Annotated in this window: 16 protein-coding genes and 2 pseudogenes; 5 read left to right on the top strand and 13 right to left on the bottom strand. The window is 70.9% G+C overall.

Features of this window, described 5'->3' with window-relative positions:
* Positions 1 to 337: 337 nt before the first annotated feature.
* From ACIQM0_RS30955 to ACIQM0_RS30920, 8 genes and pseudogenes are all read right to left on the bottom strand, one after another.
* On the bottom strand, positions 338 to 1,342 hold the full coding sequence (locus ACIQM0_RS30955) for a sugar phosphate isomerase/epimerase family protein (RefSeq protein WP_363024911.1): 1,005 nt from the start codon (positions 1,340 to 1,342) through the stop codon (positions 338 to 340).
* 12 nt (positions 1,343 to 1,354) lie between these two features.
* Entirely contained in the window at positions 1,355 to 2,605 is a 1,251-nt protein-coding gene (locus ACIQM0_RS30950) for a Gfo/Idh/MocA family protein (RefSeq protein ID WP_401292925.1), read from the bottom strand.
* Positions 2,606 to 2,673: 68 nt separating this feature from the next.
* Positions 2,674 to 3,714, bottom strand: a complete 1,041-nt coding sequence (locus tag ACIQM0_RS30945) for a substrate-binding domain-containing protein (protein WP_401292922.1) — start codon at positions 3,712 to 3,714, stop codon at positions 2,674 to 2,676.
* 71 nt (positions 3,715 to 3,785) lie between these two features.
* Positions 3,786 to 4,835 carry an ABC transporter permease gene (locus tag ACIQM0_RS30940; protein WP_401292920.1) on the bottom strand — a complete coding sequence of 350 codons (1,050 nt, stop codon included), beginning with the start codon at positions 4,833 to 4,835 and terminating at the stop codon, positions 3,786 to 3,788.
* Entirely contained in the window at positions 4,832 to 6,358 is a 1,527-nt protein-coding gene (locus tag ACIQM0_RS30935; RefSeq protein WP_363024906.1) for a sugar ABC transporter ATP-binding protein, read from the bottom strand. Before ACIQM0_RS30935 ends, ACIQM0_RS30940 begins: the two co-directional genes overlap by 4 nt.
* Before the next feature lie 216 nt (positions 6,359 to 6,574).
* A complete protein-coding gene (locus tag ACIQM0_RS30930; protein ID WP_363024905.1) occupies positions 6,575 to 7,756 on the bottom strand; it encodes an ROK family transcriptional regulator in 1,182 nt (393 codons plus the stop codon).
* Between the two features lie 255 nt (positions 7,757 to 8,011).
* A pseudogene (locus tag ACIQM0_RS30925) lies at positions 8,012 to 8,478 on the bottom strand (FCD domain-containing protein).
* A gap of 58 nt (positions 8,479 to 8,536) precedes the next feature.
* Positions 8,537 to 9,487, bottom strand: a complete 951-nt coding sequence (locus tag ACIQM0_RS30920; RefSeq protein ID WP_401292915.1) for a beta-ketoacyl-ACP synthase III — start codon at positions 9,485 to 9,487, stop codon at positions 8,537 to 8,539.
* Between the two features lie 208 nt (positions 9,488 to 9,695).
* Between ACIQM0_RS30920 and ACIQM0_RS30915 the strand changes: the two are divergent.
* A pseudogene (locus ACIQM0_RS30915) lies at positions 9,696 to 9,809 on the top strand (Fe-S-binding domain-containing protein); the annotation flags it as partial.
* Positions 9,810 to 9,820: 11 nt separating this feature from the next.
* The gene (gene fdhD / locus ACIQM0_RS30910) at positions 9,821 to 10,669 is read left to right on the top strand and encodes a formate dehydrogenase accessory sulfurtransferase FdhD (RefSeq protein WP_401292912.1); all 849 of its coding nucleotides are present in this window, start codon (positions 9,821 to 9,823) and stop codon (positions 10,667 to 10,669) included.
* A gap of 55 nt (positions 10,670 to 10,724) precedes the next feature.
* On the opposite strand, the gene ACIQM0_RS30905 is transcribed toward fdhD, so the two are convergent.
* On the bottom strand, positions 10,725 to 11,750 hold the full coding sequence (locus ACIQM0_RS30905) for a bile acid:sodium symporter family protein (RefSeq protein ID WP_401292909.1): 1,026 nt from the start codon (positions 11,748 to 11,750) through the stop codon (positions 10,725 to 10,727).
* A 109-nt stretch (positions 11,751 to 11,859) separates the two neighbouring features.
* Here ACIQM0_RS30905 and ACIQM0_RS30900 point away from each other — a divergent pair, with 109 nt between their 5' ends.
* The 3 genes from ACIQM0_RS30900 to ACIQM0_RS30890 all read left to right on the top strand — a co-directional run bounded on the left by ACIQM0_RS30900 (position 11,860) and on the right by ACIQM0_RS30890 (position 15,879).
* The gene (locus tag ACIQM0_RS30900) at positions 11,860 to 12,753 is read left to right on the top strand and encodes a LysR substrate-binding domain-containing protein (RefSeq protein WP_401293087.1); all 894 of its coding nucleotides are present in this window, start codon (positions 11,860 to 11,862) and stop codon (positions 12,751 to 12,753) included.
* Between the two features lie 333 nt (positions 12,754 to 13,086).
* Positions 13,087 to 14,886, top strand: a complete 1,800-nt coding sequence (locus ACIQM0_RS30895) for an AMP-dependent synthetase/ligase (RefSeq protein ID WP_401292906.1) — start codon at positions 13,087 to 13,089, stop codon at positions 14,884 to 14,886.
* A gap of 156 nt (positions 14,887 to 15,042) precedes the next feature.
* Complete coding sequence (locus tag ACIQM0_RS30890) at positions 15,043 to 15,879, top strand: aldo/keto reductase (protein WP_401292904.1); 837 nt, start codon at positions 15,043 to 15,045, stop codon at positions 15,877 to 15,879.
* An 81-nt stretch (positions 15,880 to 15,960) separates the two neighbouring features.
* On the opposite strand, the gene ACIQM0_RS30885 is transcribed toward ACIQM0_RS30890, so the two are convergent.
* The 4 genes from ACIQM0_RS30885 to ACIQM0_RS30870 form a co-directional block, all read right to left on the bottom strand.
* Entirely contained in the window at positions 15,961 to 16,866 is a 906-nt protein-coding gene (locus ACIQM0_RS30885; RefSeq protein WP_401292902.1) for a class I SAM-dependent methyltransferase, read from the bottom strand.
* Positions 16,867 to 17,004: 138 nt separating this feature from the next.
* Entirely contained in the window at positions 17,005 to 17,127 is a 123-nt protein-coding gene (locus ACIQM0_RS30880; protein ID WP_401292899.1) for a hypothetical protein, read from the bottom strand.
* Between the two features lie 186 nt (positions 17,128 to 17,313).
* Positions 17,314 to 17,682: a VOC family protein gene (locus ACIQM0_RS30875; protein ID WP_401292896.1), complete on the bottom strand. Its 369-nt coding sequence runs from the start codon at positions 17,680 to 17,682 to the stop codon at positions 17,314 to 17,316.
* A 32-nt stretch (positions 17,683 to 17,714) separates the two neighbouring features.
* A complete protein-coding gene (locus ACIQM0_RS30870) occupies positions 17,715 to 18,488 on the bottom strand; it encodes an oxidoreductase (RefSeq protein ID WP_401292893.1) in 774 nt (257 codons plus the stop codon).
* Positions 18,489 to 18,509 lie beyond the last annotated feature (21 nt).

Here is an 18,509-nt window from a genome sequence, read left to right as displayed (position 1 = left end):
GCGGGTGCGGGTGCTGCCGTGCCGTTCCGCGCGGGGACTGCCGCGCAGGTCAGTCGGGGCCTGTGCGGCTCCGGTGACGGGGGTTATGTCGTGTACACGTTCTGGACGGTAGACCTGTTCGTCCGGGACGGAAAGCCCTTGTGCAGCGTTGTTGTTGAACTTTTTCCTTGGTCAGGACAAAGGGGGGTCTGGGCAGGGGGTGCCGGCCCGGCGGCGTTCGCGCTCTGCCGCCGGGCGGGGGCGGATGACTTCCCCTACCCGCCCCTTCCCGAACCCGGGGGTCCGGGGGCGGAGCACCCGAGGTGCGCCCCGCCCCCGCTCCCCGCCCCGGAAACGGTCAGTCCTTGCCGCCGAACGCCGCGTCGAACGACGCGCTCGGCGGGTCGAAATCGAACCGCTTCAGCGACGCCAGCGCCTCGGGCGCGCCCGTCAGGCGGTCCATGCCCGCGTCCTCCCACTCCACGGAGACCGGCCCGTCGTAGTCGATGGACCGCAGCATCCGGAACACGTCCTCCCACGGCACATCGCCGTGCCCCGCGGAGACGAAGTCCCAGCCGCGCCGCGGGTCGCCCCACGGCAGGTGGGAGCCGAGCCGGCCGTTGCGGCCGTCGAGGCGCTTGCGGGCCTCCTTGCAGTCCACGTGGTAGATCCGGTCCCTGAAGTCGTACAGGAAGCCGACCGGGTCCAGGTCCTGCCAGACGAAGTGGCTCGGGTCGAAGTTCAGCCCGAACGCGGGCCGGTGGCCGACGGCCTCCAGCGCGCGGTGCGTGGTCCAGTAGTCGTACGCGATCTCGCTCGGATGCACCTCGTGGGCGAACCGCACCCCCTCGGCGTCGAACACGTCGAGGATCGGGTTCCAGCGCTCGGCGAAGTCCTCGTACCCCCGCTCGATCATGTGCGGCGGAACCGGCGGGAACATCGCCACCAGGTGCCAGATCGACGAGCCGGTGAAGCCGATGACCGTGTCCACACCGAAGGCGGCGGCCGCCCGCGCGGTGTCCTTGATCTCCTCCGCGGCCCGGCGGCGCACCCCCTCGGGCTCCCCGTCGCCCCAGATCCGGGCGGGCAGGATGCCCTGGTGGCGCTCGTCGATCGGATTGTCGCAGACGGCCTGCCCGACCAGGTGGTTGGAGATCGCCCAGCACTTCAGGCCGTACTTGTCGAGCAGTTGGTGGCGCCCGTCCAGGTACCCCGGGTCGGCCAATGCCTTGTCGACCTCGAAGTGGTCTCCCCAGCAGGCGAGTTCCAGCCCGTCGTAGCCGAAGTCACGGGCGTACCGGCAGACGTCCTCCAGTGGCAGGTCGGCCCACTGACCGGTGAAGAGGGTGAAGGGACGGGGCATGCGCAGGACCTCCTAGAGCTGTGCGGTGGTGTGGACGGGGATGTGCACGGAGTTCTTCGCGGCGCTCTCCTCCACCGCCGCCAGCACCCGCTGGACCTGGAGCCCGTCCGCGAACGACGGGGTGGGTTCGGTCCGTTCGGCGATCGTGCGGACCACGTCACGGGCCTGGTGGATAAACGTGTGCTCGTAACCGAGCGCGTGGCCCGGCGGCCACCAGGCCTCCAGGTAGGGATGCTCGGGCTCGGTGACCAGGATGCGCCGGAAGCCGGCCGTGGTGGCGGGCTCGGTGTGATCGTGGAAGGAGAGCTCGTTGAGCCGTTCCAGGTCGAAGGCGAGCGAGCCCAGTTCCCCGTTGATCTCCAGCCGCAGCGCGTTCTTCCGCCCGGCTGCCATCCGGGTCGCCTCGAAGGAGGCCAGTGCGCCGGAGGCGAGCCGGCCGGTGAAGAGCGCCGCGTCGTCGACCGTCACCGCCCCCCGCGCACCGGCGTCCGCCACCGCGGCCAGACCCGCCGACGGCCCCGCCTGCAGGGGCCGTTCGCGTACGAAGGTCTCGGTCACCGCCGACACCCCGACCAGCAGCTCCCCCGCCAGGAACTGGGCGAGGTCCACGATGTGCGCCCCGAGGTCGCCGAGCGCGCCCGAGCCCGCGTGTTCCCGCTCCAGCCGCCAGGTGAGCGGCGACCCGGGGTCGACCAGCCAGTCCTGGAGGTAGGTGGCACGGACGTGCCGCAGGGTGCCGAGCCGCCCCTCGGCGATCAGCTTCCGGGCGTAGGTGATGGCGGGCACCTTGCGGTAGTTGAAGCCGACCACCGCCACCTGACCGCGGGCGGCGGCGCGCTCCGCCGCCTCGGTCATGGCCTCCGCCTCCGCGACCGTGTTGGCGAGCGGCTTCTCGCACAGCACGTGCTTGCCCGCCTCCAGTGCGGCGATGGCGATCTCCGCATGACTGTCGCCGGGGGTGCAGATGTCGACGAGCTGCACGTCGTCCCGGGCGATCAGGGCCCGCCAGTCGGTCTCCGCGGCCGCCCAGCCGTGCCGGTCGGCGGCGGCCTCGACCGCCCTGCGGTCGCGTCCGCAGATCGCGGCGAGAGCCGGTCTCATCGGCAGCTCGAAGACATGGCCGGCGGTGCGCCATCCCTGCGAGTGGGCGGCGCCCATGAACGCGTATCCGACCATGCCGACCCCGAGCGTGGGTGCGCTCCGCATCGGCCGGTACGTCGGCGGCGCCGCCGCCTCCTGCTCCGTCTCTTCCCTACGGGCCATCCGGACTTCCTCCTCATCGGTGGTTCGGTGGGTGCGGCAGGAGGGTCAGCACCCTCCTGCGGGGCCGGTCAGTTGAAGCCCGTCGGCAGGTACTGATCGACGTTGTCCTTGGTGACCACCGCCGAGTACAGCGTGAGGTTGGTCGGGATCTCCATCTCGGAGAGGCCGGCGACACCCTTGCCCTGGCCGAGCGCGCGGGCCAGGTCGACGGCCGACGCCGCCATGGTCGGCGGGTAGAGAACAGTGGCCTTCAGCACGCTGTTGTCGGCCTTGATGGCGTCCATCGCGGACTTGGCCCCGGCGCCGCCGACCATCAGGAACTCGTCCCGGCCGGCCTGCTGGATCGCGCGCAGCGCGCCCACGCCCTGGTCGTCGTCGTGGTTCCACAGGGCGTCGAACTTCTTCTGCGCCTGCAGGAGCTGGGACATCTTCGCCTGGCCGGACTCGACGGTGAAGTCCGCGGCCTGACGGGCCACCAGTTTGATGTTGGAGTAGTTCTTCAGCGCGTCCGCGAAGCCCTGGCTGCGCTGCTTGGTGAGCTCCAGGCTGTCGATACCGGCCAGCTCGACGACCTTGGCGTTCGACTTGCCCTTGAGCTGCTCACCGATGTACGTACCGGCGTTGAGACCCATGCCGTAACTGTCCCCGCCCACATAGCAGCGGTAGGCCTGCGGGGAGGCGAAGATGCGGTCCAGGTTGACGACGGGAATGCCCGCTCGCATGGCCTCCAGTCCGACCTGGGTGAGCGCCTTGCCGTCGGCCGGGAGGATGATGAGGACGTCGACCTTCTTGTTGATGAGGGTCTTGACCTGGCCGATCTGCGCGGCGGTGTCGTTGGAGCCCTCGGTGGTCTCCAGGGTCACCTCGGAGTACTTCTTCGCCCGCGACCTGGCGTTCTCGTTGATGGCGTTGAGCCAGCCGTGGTCGGCCTGCGGACCCGCGAAGCCGATGGTGATCGGCTTGCCCGGCTTGTCGTCGGCGGCGGGCGCGTTGCTCTGCGCCGCGGTGTCCTTCTCCTTCGGGCTGTTGCTGGTGCAGGCGGTCAGGAAGGCGCCCGCGGAGACTGCTGCGGTACCGAGGAGCAGTCCTCTGCGGCTGGTTTCTGGCATGGCTGTCAAACCCTTCATCCGGTGCGTGGGCATACGGAACAGGCAGGAGATGAGCGGGAGGTGACCTGGAGTCAGGTCTCCCGGTTGACCGACGTGCGGCCCTGGACCAGAACGGCGGCGACGATGATCGCGCCCTTGGCTATCTGCTGGACGTCGCTCTGCAGATTGTTGAGCGCGAAGATGTTGGTGATCGTGGTGAAGACGAGGACGCCCAGCACGGAGCCGACGATGGTGCCGCGGCCGCCGGTGAGCAGGGTGCCGCCGATGATCGCGGCGGCGATGGCGTCGAGCTCGTACAGATTGCCGTTGGTGTTCTGACCCGAGCCGGACAGGATGATCAGCATGAAGGCGGCGATGCCGCAGCAGAGTCCGGACAGCAGGTAGAGGTAGAGGCGCTGGCGCCGCACGTCGATCCCCGCCAGCCGGGCCGCCTCCGCGTTGCCGCCGACGGCGACCGTGCGGCGGCCGAAGGTCGTACGGTTCAGCACCAGCCAGCCGACGACGGTGACCACGGCGAACATCATGACGAGCGGCGGGATGCCGAGGACGTACGAGCCGGGCAGGCCCAGGTCCAGGACGGACTTGACCGTGACGATCTGGGTCTTGCCGTCGGTGATCAGGAGGGCCATGCCACGGGCGGAGGCGAGCATCGCCAGCGTCGCGATGAACGGCACCAGCCGGCCGTACGCGATGAGCACCCCGTTGACCAGTCCGGCGCCGAGGCCGACGAGCATCGCGGTGAACAGGATGCCGACGAAGCCGTACTCCTGGGTGGCGAGTGTGGTCGCCCAGACCGACGCGAGGGCCACCATGGCGCCGACGGACAGATCGATGCCGCCGCTGGTGATGACGAAGGTCACCCCGACGGTCACCACACCGATGACGGACGCCTGGGTCAGGATCAGCTGGAGGTTCCCGGTGTCCAGGAAGGCGTCGGGCTCGGTGATGCCGCCGACGACGATCAGTGCGGCGAGGACGCCGAGCAGCGAGAGGCTGCGCAGGTCCACCCGGAGCCCGAGGGCTCGCGGGGACCTGTCCTTCTTCGGGGACACGGGGACGGACGCGGGCGCGGCGCCCTTGTCCGGCCCGCTCTGCTGTGCCGAGGAGACGGGCTGCGTCATGACGTCGGGCTCCCTTCCATCACGAGGTCGAGTACGCGGTGCTCGTCGAGCTCCCTGGCGTCCGCCGTATGCACGACGTGCCCCTCACGGAGCACCAGCACCCGGTCGGCGAGGCCCAGGACTTCGGGCACTTCGCTGGAGACGAGCAGTACGGCGAGGCCTTCGTCGGCCAGCCGGCGGATCACGGCGTAGAGCTCGGCGCGGGCGCCGACGTCCACCCCGCGGGTCGGTTCGTCGAGCAGCAGCACCCGGCAGCCGCGCAGCAGCCAGCGGGCCAGGACCGCCTTCTGCTGGTTGCCGCCGGAGAGGGTGCGGACGGGGGTGTCCGGGTTGTCGGGGCGCAGCGAGAGTTCGCGGGTGGCGGCGCGGGCCGCCTTGCGCTCGGCGCCCCGGTCGAGCCAACCAGCTCTGGAGAAGCGGGACATGGAGGACACGGAGACATTGCGGGTGACGGATTCGAGCATCAGCAGGGCCTGCGCCTTGCGTTCCTCGGGGGCGAGGCCGATACCGGCCGCGACGGCGGCGCGGACGCTGCCGGGCCGCAGGGGCCGGCCGGCGACGGTGACCTGTCCCGCGGTGGCGCGGCGGGCGCCGTAGATGGTTTCCAGGATCTCGGAGCGCCCGGAGCCGACGAGTCCGGCGAGGCCGACGATCTCGCCGGGCCTGAGTTCCAGGTCGACGGGGGCGAACTCGCCCTTCCTGGTGAGGCCTTCGACCTTGAGCACGGGCTCGGCACCGGTGCCCGCGCGGCCGGCTTCGGGTCTCGGCGGGAAGACGTACTCGACGTTGCGGCCCGTCATCATGGCAACGATGTCGCGCGTGGGTGTGGACTCGGCGGGAAGGCCGACCGCGACGGCCCGGCCGTCCTTGAGCACGGTCACCCGGTCGCCGATGCGGCGGATCTCCTCCAGCCGGTGGGAGATGTAGACGACGGCGACCCCGTCGGCGGTCAGGGAGGCGACGATCCGGAAGAGGTTGGCGACCTCGTCGGGGTCGAGCGCCGCGGACGGCTCGTCCATCACGATGAGCCGTACGTCGTGGGAGAGCGCGCGGGCCATCGAGACGATCTGCTGCTGGGCCGCGGAAAGTTCACCGACCGGGCGGGCCGGGTCGATCTCCGGGTGCCCGAGGCGTTTCAGCAGTGCGGCGGCCGCGGTGCGGCCCTCGCGGGTGCGGACGACGAAGCCGGCGCTGGTCGGCTCGTGGCCGAGGAAGACGTTCTCGGCGACCGACAGCCCTTCCACCAGGTCGAGTTCCTGGTAGATGGTGGCGATCCCGAGACGCATCGCGGTGATGGGTGTCTTGAGCACGGTCGGTGAGCCGCGCCAGGTGATCTCGCCGCCGTCGGGCTGGTGGGCCCCGGCGAGCACCTTGATGAGCGTGGATTTGCCGGCCCCGTTCTGGCCGAGCAGGCAGTGGACCTCGCCGGCCTGTACCTCCAGGTCGACGCCGTCGAGGGCGCGCACGCCGGGGAAGGACTTGGTGATGCCGGACATGGTGAGCAGGGGTGGTTCTGGAGCCATGGCGAATCCCCTCGGCGGGTGCCGGTGAGCGGGCAGGGCGAAGTGCAGTCCCGGGGTGTCCCCGGACCCCGGCCGCCGGCGCGGGGACAGTGCCTTGTTGCTGGCCGGCCGAGGATCGGTCCGGCGGGAGGCGGATCGGACGGGAGAACGATCAGGCGGCTGGTACGCGGCTCTTGCACGGTGCTGCGGCCCGGTGGGCGGGCCGGTGGTGCGGGGTCAGGCCGGTGAGAAGAGGTGGTCGCTGATGAGCCTGGCCGCGCCGATCACTCCGGCGGCGGGTCCCAGCTCGCCCAGCACGATGGGGAGGTTGCCGGTGGCCAGCGGCAGCGACTGCCGGTAGACCTGGGTCCGGACGCTGGCCAGCAGCGTGTGACCCAGTCCGGTCACCCCGCCGCCGATCACCACCAGACCGGGGTTGAAGAAGCTGACAAGCCCCGCGATGACCTGTCCGACCCGGTTGCCGCCTTCGCGGATCAGGTCGAGCGAGGTGGCATCGCCCGCGGCAGCGGCCGCGGCCACATCGACGGCGGTGAGTTTCCCGGACGCCGCCAGCCGGGCCGCGAGCTCCGCGGACTGTCCGGCACGGGCCGCGTCCTCGGCGTCGCGGGCCAGTGCGGCGCCGCTGAAGTGTGCTTCCAGGCAGCCCCGGTTGCCACAGGCGCAGGGGCGCCCGTCCGGTTCGACCTGGATGTGGCCGATGTCGCCCGCACTGCCCGTCGTACCGCGGTGGACCTCTCCGCCGACGACGATGCCGCAGCCGATACCGGTACCGATCTTGACGCAGAGGAAGTCGCCCACGGAGCGGGCGACGCCCGCGTGCTGCTCCCCCATCGCCATCAGGTTCACGTCGTTGTCGACCATCACGGGGCAGCCCAGCTCCTGGCTGAGCGCCTCGCGGACCGGGAAACCGTCCCAGCCGGGCATGATCGGCGGTGCGACCGGAATTCCCTCGGGGAAGCGGACCGGTCCCGGTACGCCGATGCCCGCGCCGTCGAACCCTTCGGCGAGCCCGGAGGCCCGGAGCTTGGCCGCCATGGACAGCACCTGCTCGAAGATGGCGACGGGGCCTTCGCGTACGTCCATGGGGTGGTTGAGGTGGCCCAGGACCTCCAGCTCCGCGTTGGTGACCGCCACGTCGACCGAGGTGGCGCCGATGTCGACGCCGAGGAAGCGCAGTGCCGGGGCGAGCCGGATGTTGTGCGAGCGACGCCCGCCGCGGGATGCGGCGAGTCCGTCGGCCACCACAAGGCCGGTCTCCAGCAGTCTGTCCACCTCGACGGCGAGCTTGGAGCGGGAGAGATCGACCTGATCCCCCAGCTGTGCCCGTGAGTTGGGCCCGCCGTCGCGCAACAGCCGAAGCAGTCGCGCCTGATGCGCATTCGCGGGTCGTGCCGTCATACGTCTCACGCGCCCCTCCCCGCCACATCGGCCTGTCCGTCGGGCTTTGGAGGGGAACGTAGCAGCGCTCGCCCGGAGTGGGAAGAAGTTGCGCAGGAATCCACCACAACTTTCTCCACCCTGAGGACAAAGGGGTGCGGAGAGTGGCGCCCGAGGACCGGGCCGGGCGCCGTCGGCGGCGAGCACGACAATGCCCCCGATCGCCGGACGGGCTGACCTCTCAGCCGGCGTTCGAGGGCGGGGGAAGCGGGGGGATCAGCTCTCTTCGCGCTCGTGGTACGTCCGGCGGGTGTGCTCCGTGTGCGCCCGCATGATCGCCGTGGCCTGCCGCTCGTCACGCGGGGAGATCGCGGCGATCAGGGAGCGGTGCTCGATCCAGGACCCGGTGCCGCGCCGGCGGGCGACCGGGGTGCAGTACCAGCGGGCCCGGCGGTCCACCTGGCCGGCGAGCCGGCGAGTACGACGTTGCCCGCCGGCTCCATGACCTTGGCGTGGAAGGCGGCGTTGGTCGCGACGGCCAGGTCCACGTCGTCGTCGGCGACGGCCTGCTCGCCCTTGGCGCACAGCTCCTCCAGCGCGGCGATGCCCGCCGTACCGGAGTTGGCGGCGAGGCGGGCGGCCTCGGCCTCGGCCTCAAGGAGCGTACGGACCGAGAGCAGTTGGTCCGCCTCGCCCTCCGTGGGCTCGTGGACGAAGGCGCCCTGGGCGGGCCGCAGATCCACCCAGCCCTCCGAGACGAGCAATCGCTTATCGTCTACAGTCCACCGAGCACAAGGCCCCTCAGGGACAGCGGATCACCTGACCCGCGTAACTGAGGTTCCCGCCGAAGCCGAAGAGCAGCGCCGGAGCCCCGGTGGCGACCTCGCCCCGCTCCACCAGCTTGGACAGGGCCATCGGGATCGAGGCGGCCGACGTGTTGCCGGAATCCACGACGTCCCGGGCGATGACGGCGTTGACCGCGCCGATCTTCCTGGCGACCGGTTCGATGATCCTCAGGTTGGCCTGATGCAGCACCACCGCGGCGAGATCCTCGGGGGTGATACCGGCCTTCTCGCACACCTTGCGGGCGATGGGCGGCAGCTGGGTGGTCGCCCAGCGGTAGACCGACTGCCCCTCCTGGGCGAAGCGCGGCGGCGTCCCCTCGATCCGTACCGCGTCCCCCATCCCGGGCACGGAACCCCACAGCACCGGCCCGATCCCCGGCCGGCCGGCCGCGCCGGAGTCGGCGACGACGACCGCCGCACCGGCGCCGTCCCCCATCAGCACACAGCTGGAGCGGTCGGTCCAGTCGACGATGTCGCCCATCTTGTCGGCGCCGATCACCAGCGCACGGGTGGCTGCGCCCGCGCGCACGGCGTGGTCGGCGGTGGCGAGGGCGTGGGTGAAACCGGAACAGACCACGTTGATGTCCATCACCGCGGGCGAGGTCATGCCGAGGCGGGCGGCGACCCTGGCCGACATGCTCGGCGACCGGTCGATCGCCGTGGAGGTGGCGACCAGGACCAGGTCGATGTCCGCGGGCTGGAGCCCGGCGGCAGCGAGGGCCTTGGCCGCCGCGTGCGCGGCAAGCTCGTCCACCGGCTCGTCGGGGCCGCCGAGGTGGCGGGTCTTGATGCCGACGCGGCTGGTGATCCACTCGTCACTGGTATCGACCATGGCCGCCAGGTCATGGTTGGTGAGCACCTTGGCGGGCTGATAGTGGCCGAGCGCCACGACACGTGTGCCGGTCATATTCAGGTTCCCCTCGCTACATATGGCAGGAACCATCCAGTCTTGGTCGCTACCGACCGGTACAGAGACACGTGATCCCACAGGATTACCGGCCGACGATTGGAGGCTTGACAACAGCCTTGACCGTCCGGACGGCATACTGTCGACAATATTCTGTCGACTTGGCAGTGTCTCCTGCTCCCTCCCCGCACTCCTCCCCCGTGTCGCGCTCCCCATGCAGGACAATGAGAGCGTCAAGGTCACCTCGCCGCACGACAGCCCGGTGACCCACGGCATCCTCCGTATCAAGGGCCGCTTCGGCTCCCACCACGTACAGAATCGGGTCCAACGGTCATGGGACGGGTCACCGAGCGCCGCCGCACCATCCGCATCCGGGACGGGGTCGTCACCACCCGCCCCGACACGCTCGTCGCCGAGGAGCCCCTGGAGATCCGGCTGAACGGCAAGCCGCTCGCCATCACGATGCGCACCCCGGGCGACGACTTCGCGCTGGCGGCGGGGTTCCTGGTGAGCGAGGGCGTGCTCGGCGAGGGCCACGAGGTGCAGTCGATCGCGTACTGCGCCGGGGCGACGGCCGACGGTGTCAACACGTACAACGTGGTGGATGTGCGGCTCGCGCCCGGCGTCGTGGTCCCCGACATCACGCTGGAGCGCAACGTCTACACGACGTCCTCCTGCGGACTGTGCGGCAAGGCCAGTCTGGACGCGGTCCGCACCACGACCCGGCACCCCGTCGCCGACACTCCCCCGGTCCGGGTCGAGCCGGCGCTGCTGTCCGCCCTCCCCGACCGGCTGCGCGCCTCGCAGCAGGTGTTCGACCGGACCGGCGGTCTGCACGCGGCGGCGCTGTTCTCCGAGACGGGCGAGCTGATGGACGTACTGGAGGACGTGGGCCGGCACAACGCGGTCGACAAGCTGGTCGGCCGGGCCCTCACCGACAACCGGCTGCCGCTGTCCCGGTCGATCCTGCTGGTCTCGGGGCGGGCCTCCTTCGAGCTGGCGCAGAAGGCGGTGATGGCCGGCATCCCGATGCTGGCGGCCGTCTCGGCACCGTCGTCCCTCGCCGTCGACCTGGCGGCGGAGACGGGCCTGACGCTGGTCGGCTTCCTGCGCGGCCCTTCCATGAACGTGTACGCGGGTGAGCACCGCATCGCCCTGGAGGCGACGGCCGTCCGGGGCTGATCCCGCCCGCCGCACGGGTCCAGGACGGCCTCAGCCCACACCACGACGCTTCCGGTCAGGTCACCGTGAGGGGCTCCCGCGCCGCCGCGCCGTCCGCACCCGCCTCCTGCGGGTCCCGGGCGCGCCGCTTCGCGATCACCGCGCACACCATGAGCTGCATCTGGTGGAAGAGCATCAGCGGCAGTACGGCGAGGCTCGCCTGCGCGCCGAACAGGACGCTGGCCATCGGCAGGCCGGAGGCCAGACTCTTCTTCGAACCGGCGAACTGGATGGCGATGCGGTCCTCCCGGCCGAAGCCGAGCCGCTTCGCCCCGTACCAGCTCAGCGAGAGCATCAGCGCGAGCAGCACCGCCTCCGCGCCGAGCAGCGCCCCGAGCCGGGCCGGAGTGACCTGGTGCCAGATGCCGGCGACCATGCCCTCGCTGAACGCGGTGTAGACGACCAGCAGGATCGAGCCCCGGTCGACAAAGCCGAGGATCTTCTTGTGCCGGGCGAGGAAGCCGCCGATCCAGCGGCGCAGCAACTGCCCCGCGACGAACGGCAGCAGCAGCTGGACGCCGATCCTCAGCAGCGCGTCCCCGGAGAACCCGCCGCCGCTGTTGCCGAGCAGCGCGGCCGCGAGCAGCGGGGTGACGAAGATCCCGGCGATCGAGGAGAAGGAGCCCGCGCAGATCGCCGCGGGCACGTTGCCGCGGGCCATCGAGGTGAAGGCGATCGACGACTGGATGGTCGAGGGGACCAGGCAGAGGAAGAGGAAGCCGCTCTGGAGCTGTGGTGTCAGTACGTACGGCACCAGCCCCCCGCTCGCCAGCCCCAGCAGCGGGAACGCGACGAACGTGCAGGCCAGGACGGTGAGGTGGAGCCGCCAGTGGCGCAGGCCGTCGAGTGCCTCGGCGGTGGAGAGCCGCGCGCCGTAGAGGAAGAAGAGGAACGCGACCGCGCCGGTGGAGGCGTCGCCCGCCACCTCGGCGGCCGCGCCGGAGGCCGGCAGCAGCGCCGCGAGTACGACAGTGCCGATCAACGCCATGATGTACGGGTCGATCGGCAGCCAGGACGGCAACTGCAGGGTGCGGCGGCTCATATGCTCCACGTGTTCTCTCGTTCATGGTCGTGCCATCCCATCCTGCTCCTGATCACCGACATCGGGAATCCGGCATACCACTCTTACTGTGATCACGGTTCGCGATAACGTGTCGGCCATGTACGACCCCGTGCAGCTGCGCACCTTTCTCGCCGTCGCCCAGACACTGAGCTTCACCCGGGCCGCCCACCGGCTCGGGGTGCGGCAGTCCACGGTGAGCCAGCACGTGCGGCGGCTGGAGGAGGCGGCCGGGCGGCAGCTGTTCACCCGTGACACGCACCGGGTCGATCTCACCGTGGACGGCGAGGCGATGCTCGGTTTCGCCCGGACGATCCTGGCGGCCCACGAGCGGGCGTCGGCGTTCTTCACCGGCACCCGGCTGCGCGGGCGGCTGCGGTTCGGGGCCTCGGAGGACTTCGTGCTGACGCGGCTGCCGGAGATCCTCCAGTCGTTCCGCCGGGACCATCCGGAGGTCGAGCTGGAGCTGACGGTGGAGCTGTCGGGCACGCTGCACCAGCAGCTCGCGGCGGGCCGTCTCGATCTGGTGCTGGCCAAGCGGCGGACCGGTGACACCCATGGGGAGCTGGTCTGGCAGGACGCGCTGACCTGGATCGGGGCGCCGCGACTGCGGATCGACCCGGACCGGCCGGTGCCGCTGATCCTCTTCCCGCCGCCGGGCATCACCCGGGCCCGCGCGCTGGAGGTGCTGGAGGGCCAGGGCCGCTCCTGGCGGGTGGCGTGCACCAGCGGCAGCCTCAGCGGACTGATCGCGGCCGCCCACGCGGGGCTCGGTGTGATGGCGCACAGCCGGGGCCTGGTACCGCCCGGACTGGTCCCGGTACCGGCAAGGGCGGGGCTGCCGGAACTCGGCGAGGTGGACTTCGTCCTGCTGCACGGCCGCCGTCGGGACGGTGCGCAGCAGGCCGCGGACGCGCTCGCGGCGGCGATCCTGGCGGGTGGCGACCGGTTGATCCGCCCGCCGGGGATTGCGGGACAGCCCTGAGGGGGAGAATGAACGCTGAGCGGCGGTCGCCGCCGGGGCGGCCCAACCCGGTCAGGCCCGGCAGGTGCGGATCAATCCCCCGTAACCGCACGGAACGGCAGTGATCGCGGCGTACAGATTCGGTGGAGATTCCCGCGCGAGCCACTTACTCCTTGGTCGGAAGCACGCCCGAGCCTTGCCCATCTGGCCGGATTTCATCCCCTGACCAGTGCAGACGCCATCTTGTACGGCCCGCTTCGGGCCCTCCCGCGGCCGCGCCCGGTGGGGTAGCGTCACGGCGCTGTGCGGAGCGCCACAAGGAGCAGGTCATTGCGCGAGTTCACTGTCCCACCCATGGCGGCCGCGCCCCACGTGGGCGGGCTCGCTGATGTGGTTTTCGACTATGCCGAGGAGGATCCGCACCGGGTCGCCCTCGGTCGCAAGGACACGTCCGGGCAGTGGCTTGATGTCACCTCTGCGACGTTCCGCGACGAGGTGCTCGCACTGGCCAAGGGGCTGATCGCGCACGGCGTGCGGTTCGGCGACCGGGTCGCCCTGATGTCGCGCACCCGTTACGAGTGGACGCTCTTCGACTTCGCCCTGTGGGCGGTCGGCGCGCAGTCCGTGCCCGTCTATCCGACGTCCTCGGCCGAGCAGGTCCTGTGGATGCTCCACGACGCCGAGGTCTCCGCGGTGATGGTCGAGCACGAGGACCACGCGATGACGATCGCCTCGGTCATCGACCAGCTGCCCCAGTTGAAGCGGCTGTGGCAGCTGGACGCCGACGCGGTGTCCGAGCTGTTCTCCGCGGGCGTCCATGTCGGGGACGAGGTGGTGCACCGGCACCGGCGGGCCGTGACGCCCGACTCGGTGGCGACGGTCATCTACACGTCGGGCACGACGGGGCGGCCCAAGGGCTGTGTGATCACGCACGCCAACTTCATGTTCGAGACGGACACGATGGCGTCGCGCTGGGAGTCGGTCTTCCACTCCCGGCGGGGCGACGAGGCCTCGACCCTGCTCTTCCTGCCGCTGGCGCACGTCTTCGGGCGGATGGTGGAGGTCGCGGCGGTCCGCGGCCGGGTGAAGCTGGGCCATCAGCCGGAGCTGTCGGCGAGGGCGCTGATGCCGGACCTGGTGACGTTCCGTCCCACGTTCATCCTGGCGGTGCCGTACATCTTCGAGAAGGTCTTCAACGGGGCCCGCCGCAAGGCCGAGACCGAGGGCCGGGCCGGCCCCTTCGACAAGGCCGTGGACGTCGCGGTGAAGTACGCGGAGGCGATGGAGGCGCGGGCGTTCGGGACCGGCCCCGGCCCGTCCGCCGGGCTGCGGATGCAGCACCAGTTCTTCGAGAAGGCCGTGTACAGGAAGGTGCGCGAGGCGATGGGCGGCCGGATCCGGCACGCGATGTCCGGCGGCTCGGGGATGGAGCGCCGGCTCGGGCTGTTCTTCGCGGGGGCCGGTGTCACGGTGTACGAGGGGTACGGGCTGACCGAGTCGACCGCCGCGGCCACCGCCAATCCGCCGGAGCGCACCCGGTACGGCACGGTCGGGCAGCCGATCCCCGGCACCACGGTGCACATCGCCGTGGACGGTGAGATCTGGGTGTACGGCCGCAATGTGTTCTCCGGGTATCTGGGCGACCCGAAGTCCACCGACGCGGTGCTGAACGACGGCTGGCTGGCCACCGGGGACCTGGGGGCGCTGGACGACGACGGCTATCTGACGATCACCGGGCGCAAGAAGGAGATCCTGGTGACGTCCGGCGGCAAGAGCGTCTCACCGGGCGGCCTGGAGGAGCGGGTGCGGGCGCATCCGCTGGTGGCGCAGTGCATCGTGGTCGGCAACGACCGGCCGTACATCGCGGCCCTGGTCACCGTGGACCAGGAGTCCGTGGAGCACTGGCTCGCCATGCAGGGACGCCAGCAGATGACACCCGGCGAACTGGTGCGGGACCCGGATCTGGAGATGGAGGTCCGGCGGGCGGTGGTGGCCGCGAACACGGCTGTGTCGCAGGCCGAGTCGATCCGGACGTTCCGGATCCTGGCGCATCAGTTCACCGAGGAGCACGGACTGCTTACACCGTCGCTGAAGCTGAAGCGCAAGGCGATCGAGACCGCGTACGCGGCCGAGGTGGACGCGCTGTACCGCTGAGCCGGCGGCCGCGCGCACGGGTCGCGGGGAGTGCCCCACCTGCGGATCCCTCGGGGGGTACCGTTCCGGGAGAACCGGCCCGGAGACGGGAATGTGCGGGCCGTCTTGATCGTTGAAACGTGGAGTCCCACCCCCCGACGTAAGGATCGACCGCTCGTGAGCCAGGTCCCCTCCCTCACCCTCAACAACGGCGTCGAGATGCCCCAGCTCGGTTTCGGAGTCTGGCAGGTGCCGGACGACGAGGCCGCGCAGGCGGTCACCACAGCCATCGAGTCCGGGTACCGGAGCATCGACACCGCCGCGATCTACGGCAACGAGGGTGGCACCGGCAAGGCCATCGCCGCCTCCGGTGTCGCCCGCGAGGAACTCTTCGTGACCACGAAGCTGTGGAACAGCGAGCAGGGCCACGACTCGACGCTGCGCGCCTTCGACGCCTCGCTGGACAAGCTCGGTCTCGACTATGTCGACCTGTATCTGATCCACTGGCCGGTCCCGGCCAAGGACGCGTACGTGGACTCGTACCGGGCGTTGGAGAAGATCTACGCCGACGGCCGCGCGAAGGCCATCGGCGTCTCGAACTTCCTCCCCGAGCACCTGGAGCGGCTGATCGGCGAGACGTCCGTCGTGCCGGCGGTCAACCAGATCGAGCTGCACCCGCAGCTCCAGCAGGCCGAGTCCCGCGCACTGCACGCCAAGCACGGCATCGTGACCGAGGCCTGGTCGCCGCTGGGTTCCGGCAAGGGCCTCCTGGAGGTCCCGACGGTGGTCGCGGTCGCGCAGAAGCACGGCCGCACCCCGGCTCAGGCGGTGCTCCGCTGGCACCTCCAGACCGGCCATGTGGTGATCCCCAAGTCCGTGACCCCGTCGCGGATCGCGGAGAACATCGATGTGTTCGGCTTCGAGCTGGACGACGACGACCTCGCCGCGTTCGCGGCGCTGGACGAGGGCAAGCGCCTGGGCTCGCACCCGGGTCAGATGAACATCGGCGCCTGAGCCGCGGCGTTCCGTCGCCGATCCCCCCGTATCCGCCGTCCGGCCCCTGGCCGGGCGGCGGTTCGCCGTTTCGGCGCCTGCTCAGGCCCTCCGGCCGAGATGGAACGTCCGGGCCAGCAGCAGGAACGTGTCGGCGCGCCGGTGCAGCCCGGCCGGGTCCGCGGGGTCGGTCAGCCGGTCGAGCACCGCGTTGTCCGCGGCGTCGAGCTGCTCGCCGAGGCCCGCGCGGCGGCGGGCGAAATCGGCGATGACGTGGTCCCGTGCCACGTCGGTGAGGGGTGCGGGCAGGTCGAGCAGGAAGCTGCGGGTGCCCTGCGGGGCGAGGCCCACCGCGGTGAACAGGGCGGCCCAGTTCTCGGTCTCCCGCTTGGCGCCGGGCAGGTCCGCCCGCATCCGCTCGAAGGCCTCGGCCTGGACCGCGTCGAGCCGCTCCTCCAGACCGGGCCGCCCGAAGCCGATGTCGCGCGGGAGATGGCGCGGCTGGAGCCCGCCCTCGACGAGTGCGACGGTGCCGCCGGGACGCAGCAGCCCGGCGAATCCGGCCAGCACGGCGCGCTGGTCGCCCATGTGGTGCAGGGCGTTGCCCGCCCAGATCAGGTCCGCCTCACCCGCGCGTCCCAGCTCGCCGGGAAGGTCGGCGTGCAGGGTGGTGACGCGGTCGGCGAGCCCGAGCCGCTCCGCACGGTCGCGGGTGCGTTCCAGCAGGGCCGGGGTGCCGTCGACGGCGACGACCTCGGCCTCCGGGAACACCTCGGCGAGCAGGCAGGCGATGACACCCGGTCCGCTGCCGATGTCCAGGACGCGGCGGACCTTCGGGGCGTCCGGCAGAGCGGCGATCCACCGGGCCGCCTCCGTGTACTGCCCGGCGCTGAGCTCGGCGTTCTGTTCCAGCAGGGGGCCCATGACGTCCCAGTCGGGATCGGCGGGGTCGTGGTGGTGACCGTGGCTGCTGTCGTGGTGATGACCGTGACCGGTGTCGTTGCTCATGCGGACAGCCTCACCACACATCAAGACACAGGCAAACTTTCTTGCCGATCCGGCAAGCCTCGACCAGTGCGGTAGTTCTGCGGGCCGACTCCGGCCCCGGGGAACATCGGTACAGCGGTTATGACGCTGAGCCCGTGATCATGGCCGCGGATCGTCGAGGTTGCGTGTGCGTTCCTCGATCCTGGCCTCCTCCAGGAGGAGGTACTGCCGGGCGGTGGACAGCTGGTCCGCCGGGACCCGCTTGTGGACCAGGTTCGCCACCGAGGGCCCCTACCGTACGAGGGACCAGACCCTATCTGTCGTCAAACCCCGTCAGCAATCACCGTCGGGTCTGATTGGATTCGCGCCGCCGCGAACCCTCGGATTGCACGGGTTCATTGGACGCGTCGCCCTCCTGTCGTCAAACGACCGTTTGACGACAGGAGGGCTCGGTGGACAGCGACCGGCTCAGGTCGAGCGCAGGCAGAAGGGGTGCCCGGCCGGACTGGCGTAGACGCGGCTACCGGTGCGGGTTTCCGCGGTGACCGCGTCGGTGGGCCGCAGTCGGGTGGCGCCGGCGTCGGTGGCCGTGTGGTCGGCGGCTGCGAGGTCGTCGACGCCGAAGTCGAGGTGCATCTGCTGGGAGGTGCCGTCCGGCCAGTTCGGGGCGGTGTGTCCGGGAGCGGACTGGACGACGATCACCGGGAGGCCGGGGGCCTGAACGAAGTGGTGGGTCGGCGTGGGGGTGAGTGAGCCGCCGAGCAGCCGGTGCCAGAAGGAGCTCTCCTTCTCGATGTCGTCGGCGTCGATGATCACAGAGGTCAGGGTGATGGGCATGGGGGTGTCCTGTTCGTGCTGTCGGTGGTTGCTCAGACGGTCGGGATGATGCCGCCGTCGACGCGGAACTGTGCTCCGGTGAGCCACTTCGCTCGGCCGGAGGCGAGGAAGGCGATCATCTCGGCGACGTCCTCGGGATCTCCGGGGCGGCCCATGGGGACCTTCAGGTGGTCCACGATCCGCCGCGTGACTTCCTCGGTGGTCACGCCCTGCTCCTCGGCCATGTGCCGGAGGTGGGCGGTGGCGCCCTCGGTGACGACGAAGCCGGGAAGGACGCAGACCACACGCACCCCGTGCTCACCGACCTCGGTGGCCAGTTCGCGGCTGTAGGTGTTGAGCGCGGCCTTGGCGGCGGCGTAGGACGCCTCGGTGCGCTGAGGCAGTTGGCTCGCGATCGAGGAGACGTGCACGACGACGCCGGAGCCCCGCTCGACCATTCCCGGCACCAGGGCCCGGTCCAGGCGCACGGCGCTGAGGAGGTTCATCTCCAGGTCCGCCTGCCAGGACTCGTCCGACCGGCTCAGGGTCGGCGCCGGGGCGCTCGCCGCGCCCGCGTTGTTCACGAGCACGTCCACTCCGCCCACCTGCTCGACGACGCGGCGGCCGAGTTCGGCCACACCCTGCTGGGTGGAGAGGTCCGCAGCGAGGAAGGTGGCACCGCTGTCCTCCTCGGGCCGGCTGCGGGACGCCGTCAGTACGGTCGCGCCCGCGGCGACGAAGCGGCGCACGGTGGCCGCGCCCAGGCCTCGGCTGCCGCCGGTGACCAGCACTCGCAGGCCGGCCAGGCCCTCGTCGGTGTTCGGCATGGGAAGTCTCCTCCGTAAGAT

This window comes from Streptomyces sp. NPDC091387 (assembly GCF_044756945.1).
In the GTDB taxonomy this organism is placed as follows: domain Bacteria; phylum Actinomycetota; class Actinomycetes; order Streptomycetales; family Streptomycetaceae; genus Streptomyces.
The sequence above is the reverse complement of the archived record's forward strand: the minus strand, read 5'-3'. Positions and strand labels throughout refer to the sequence as shown.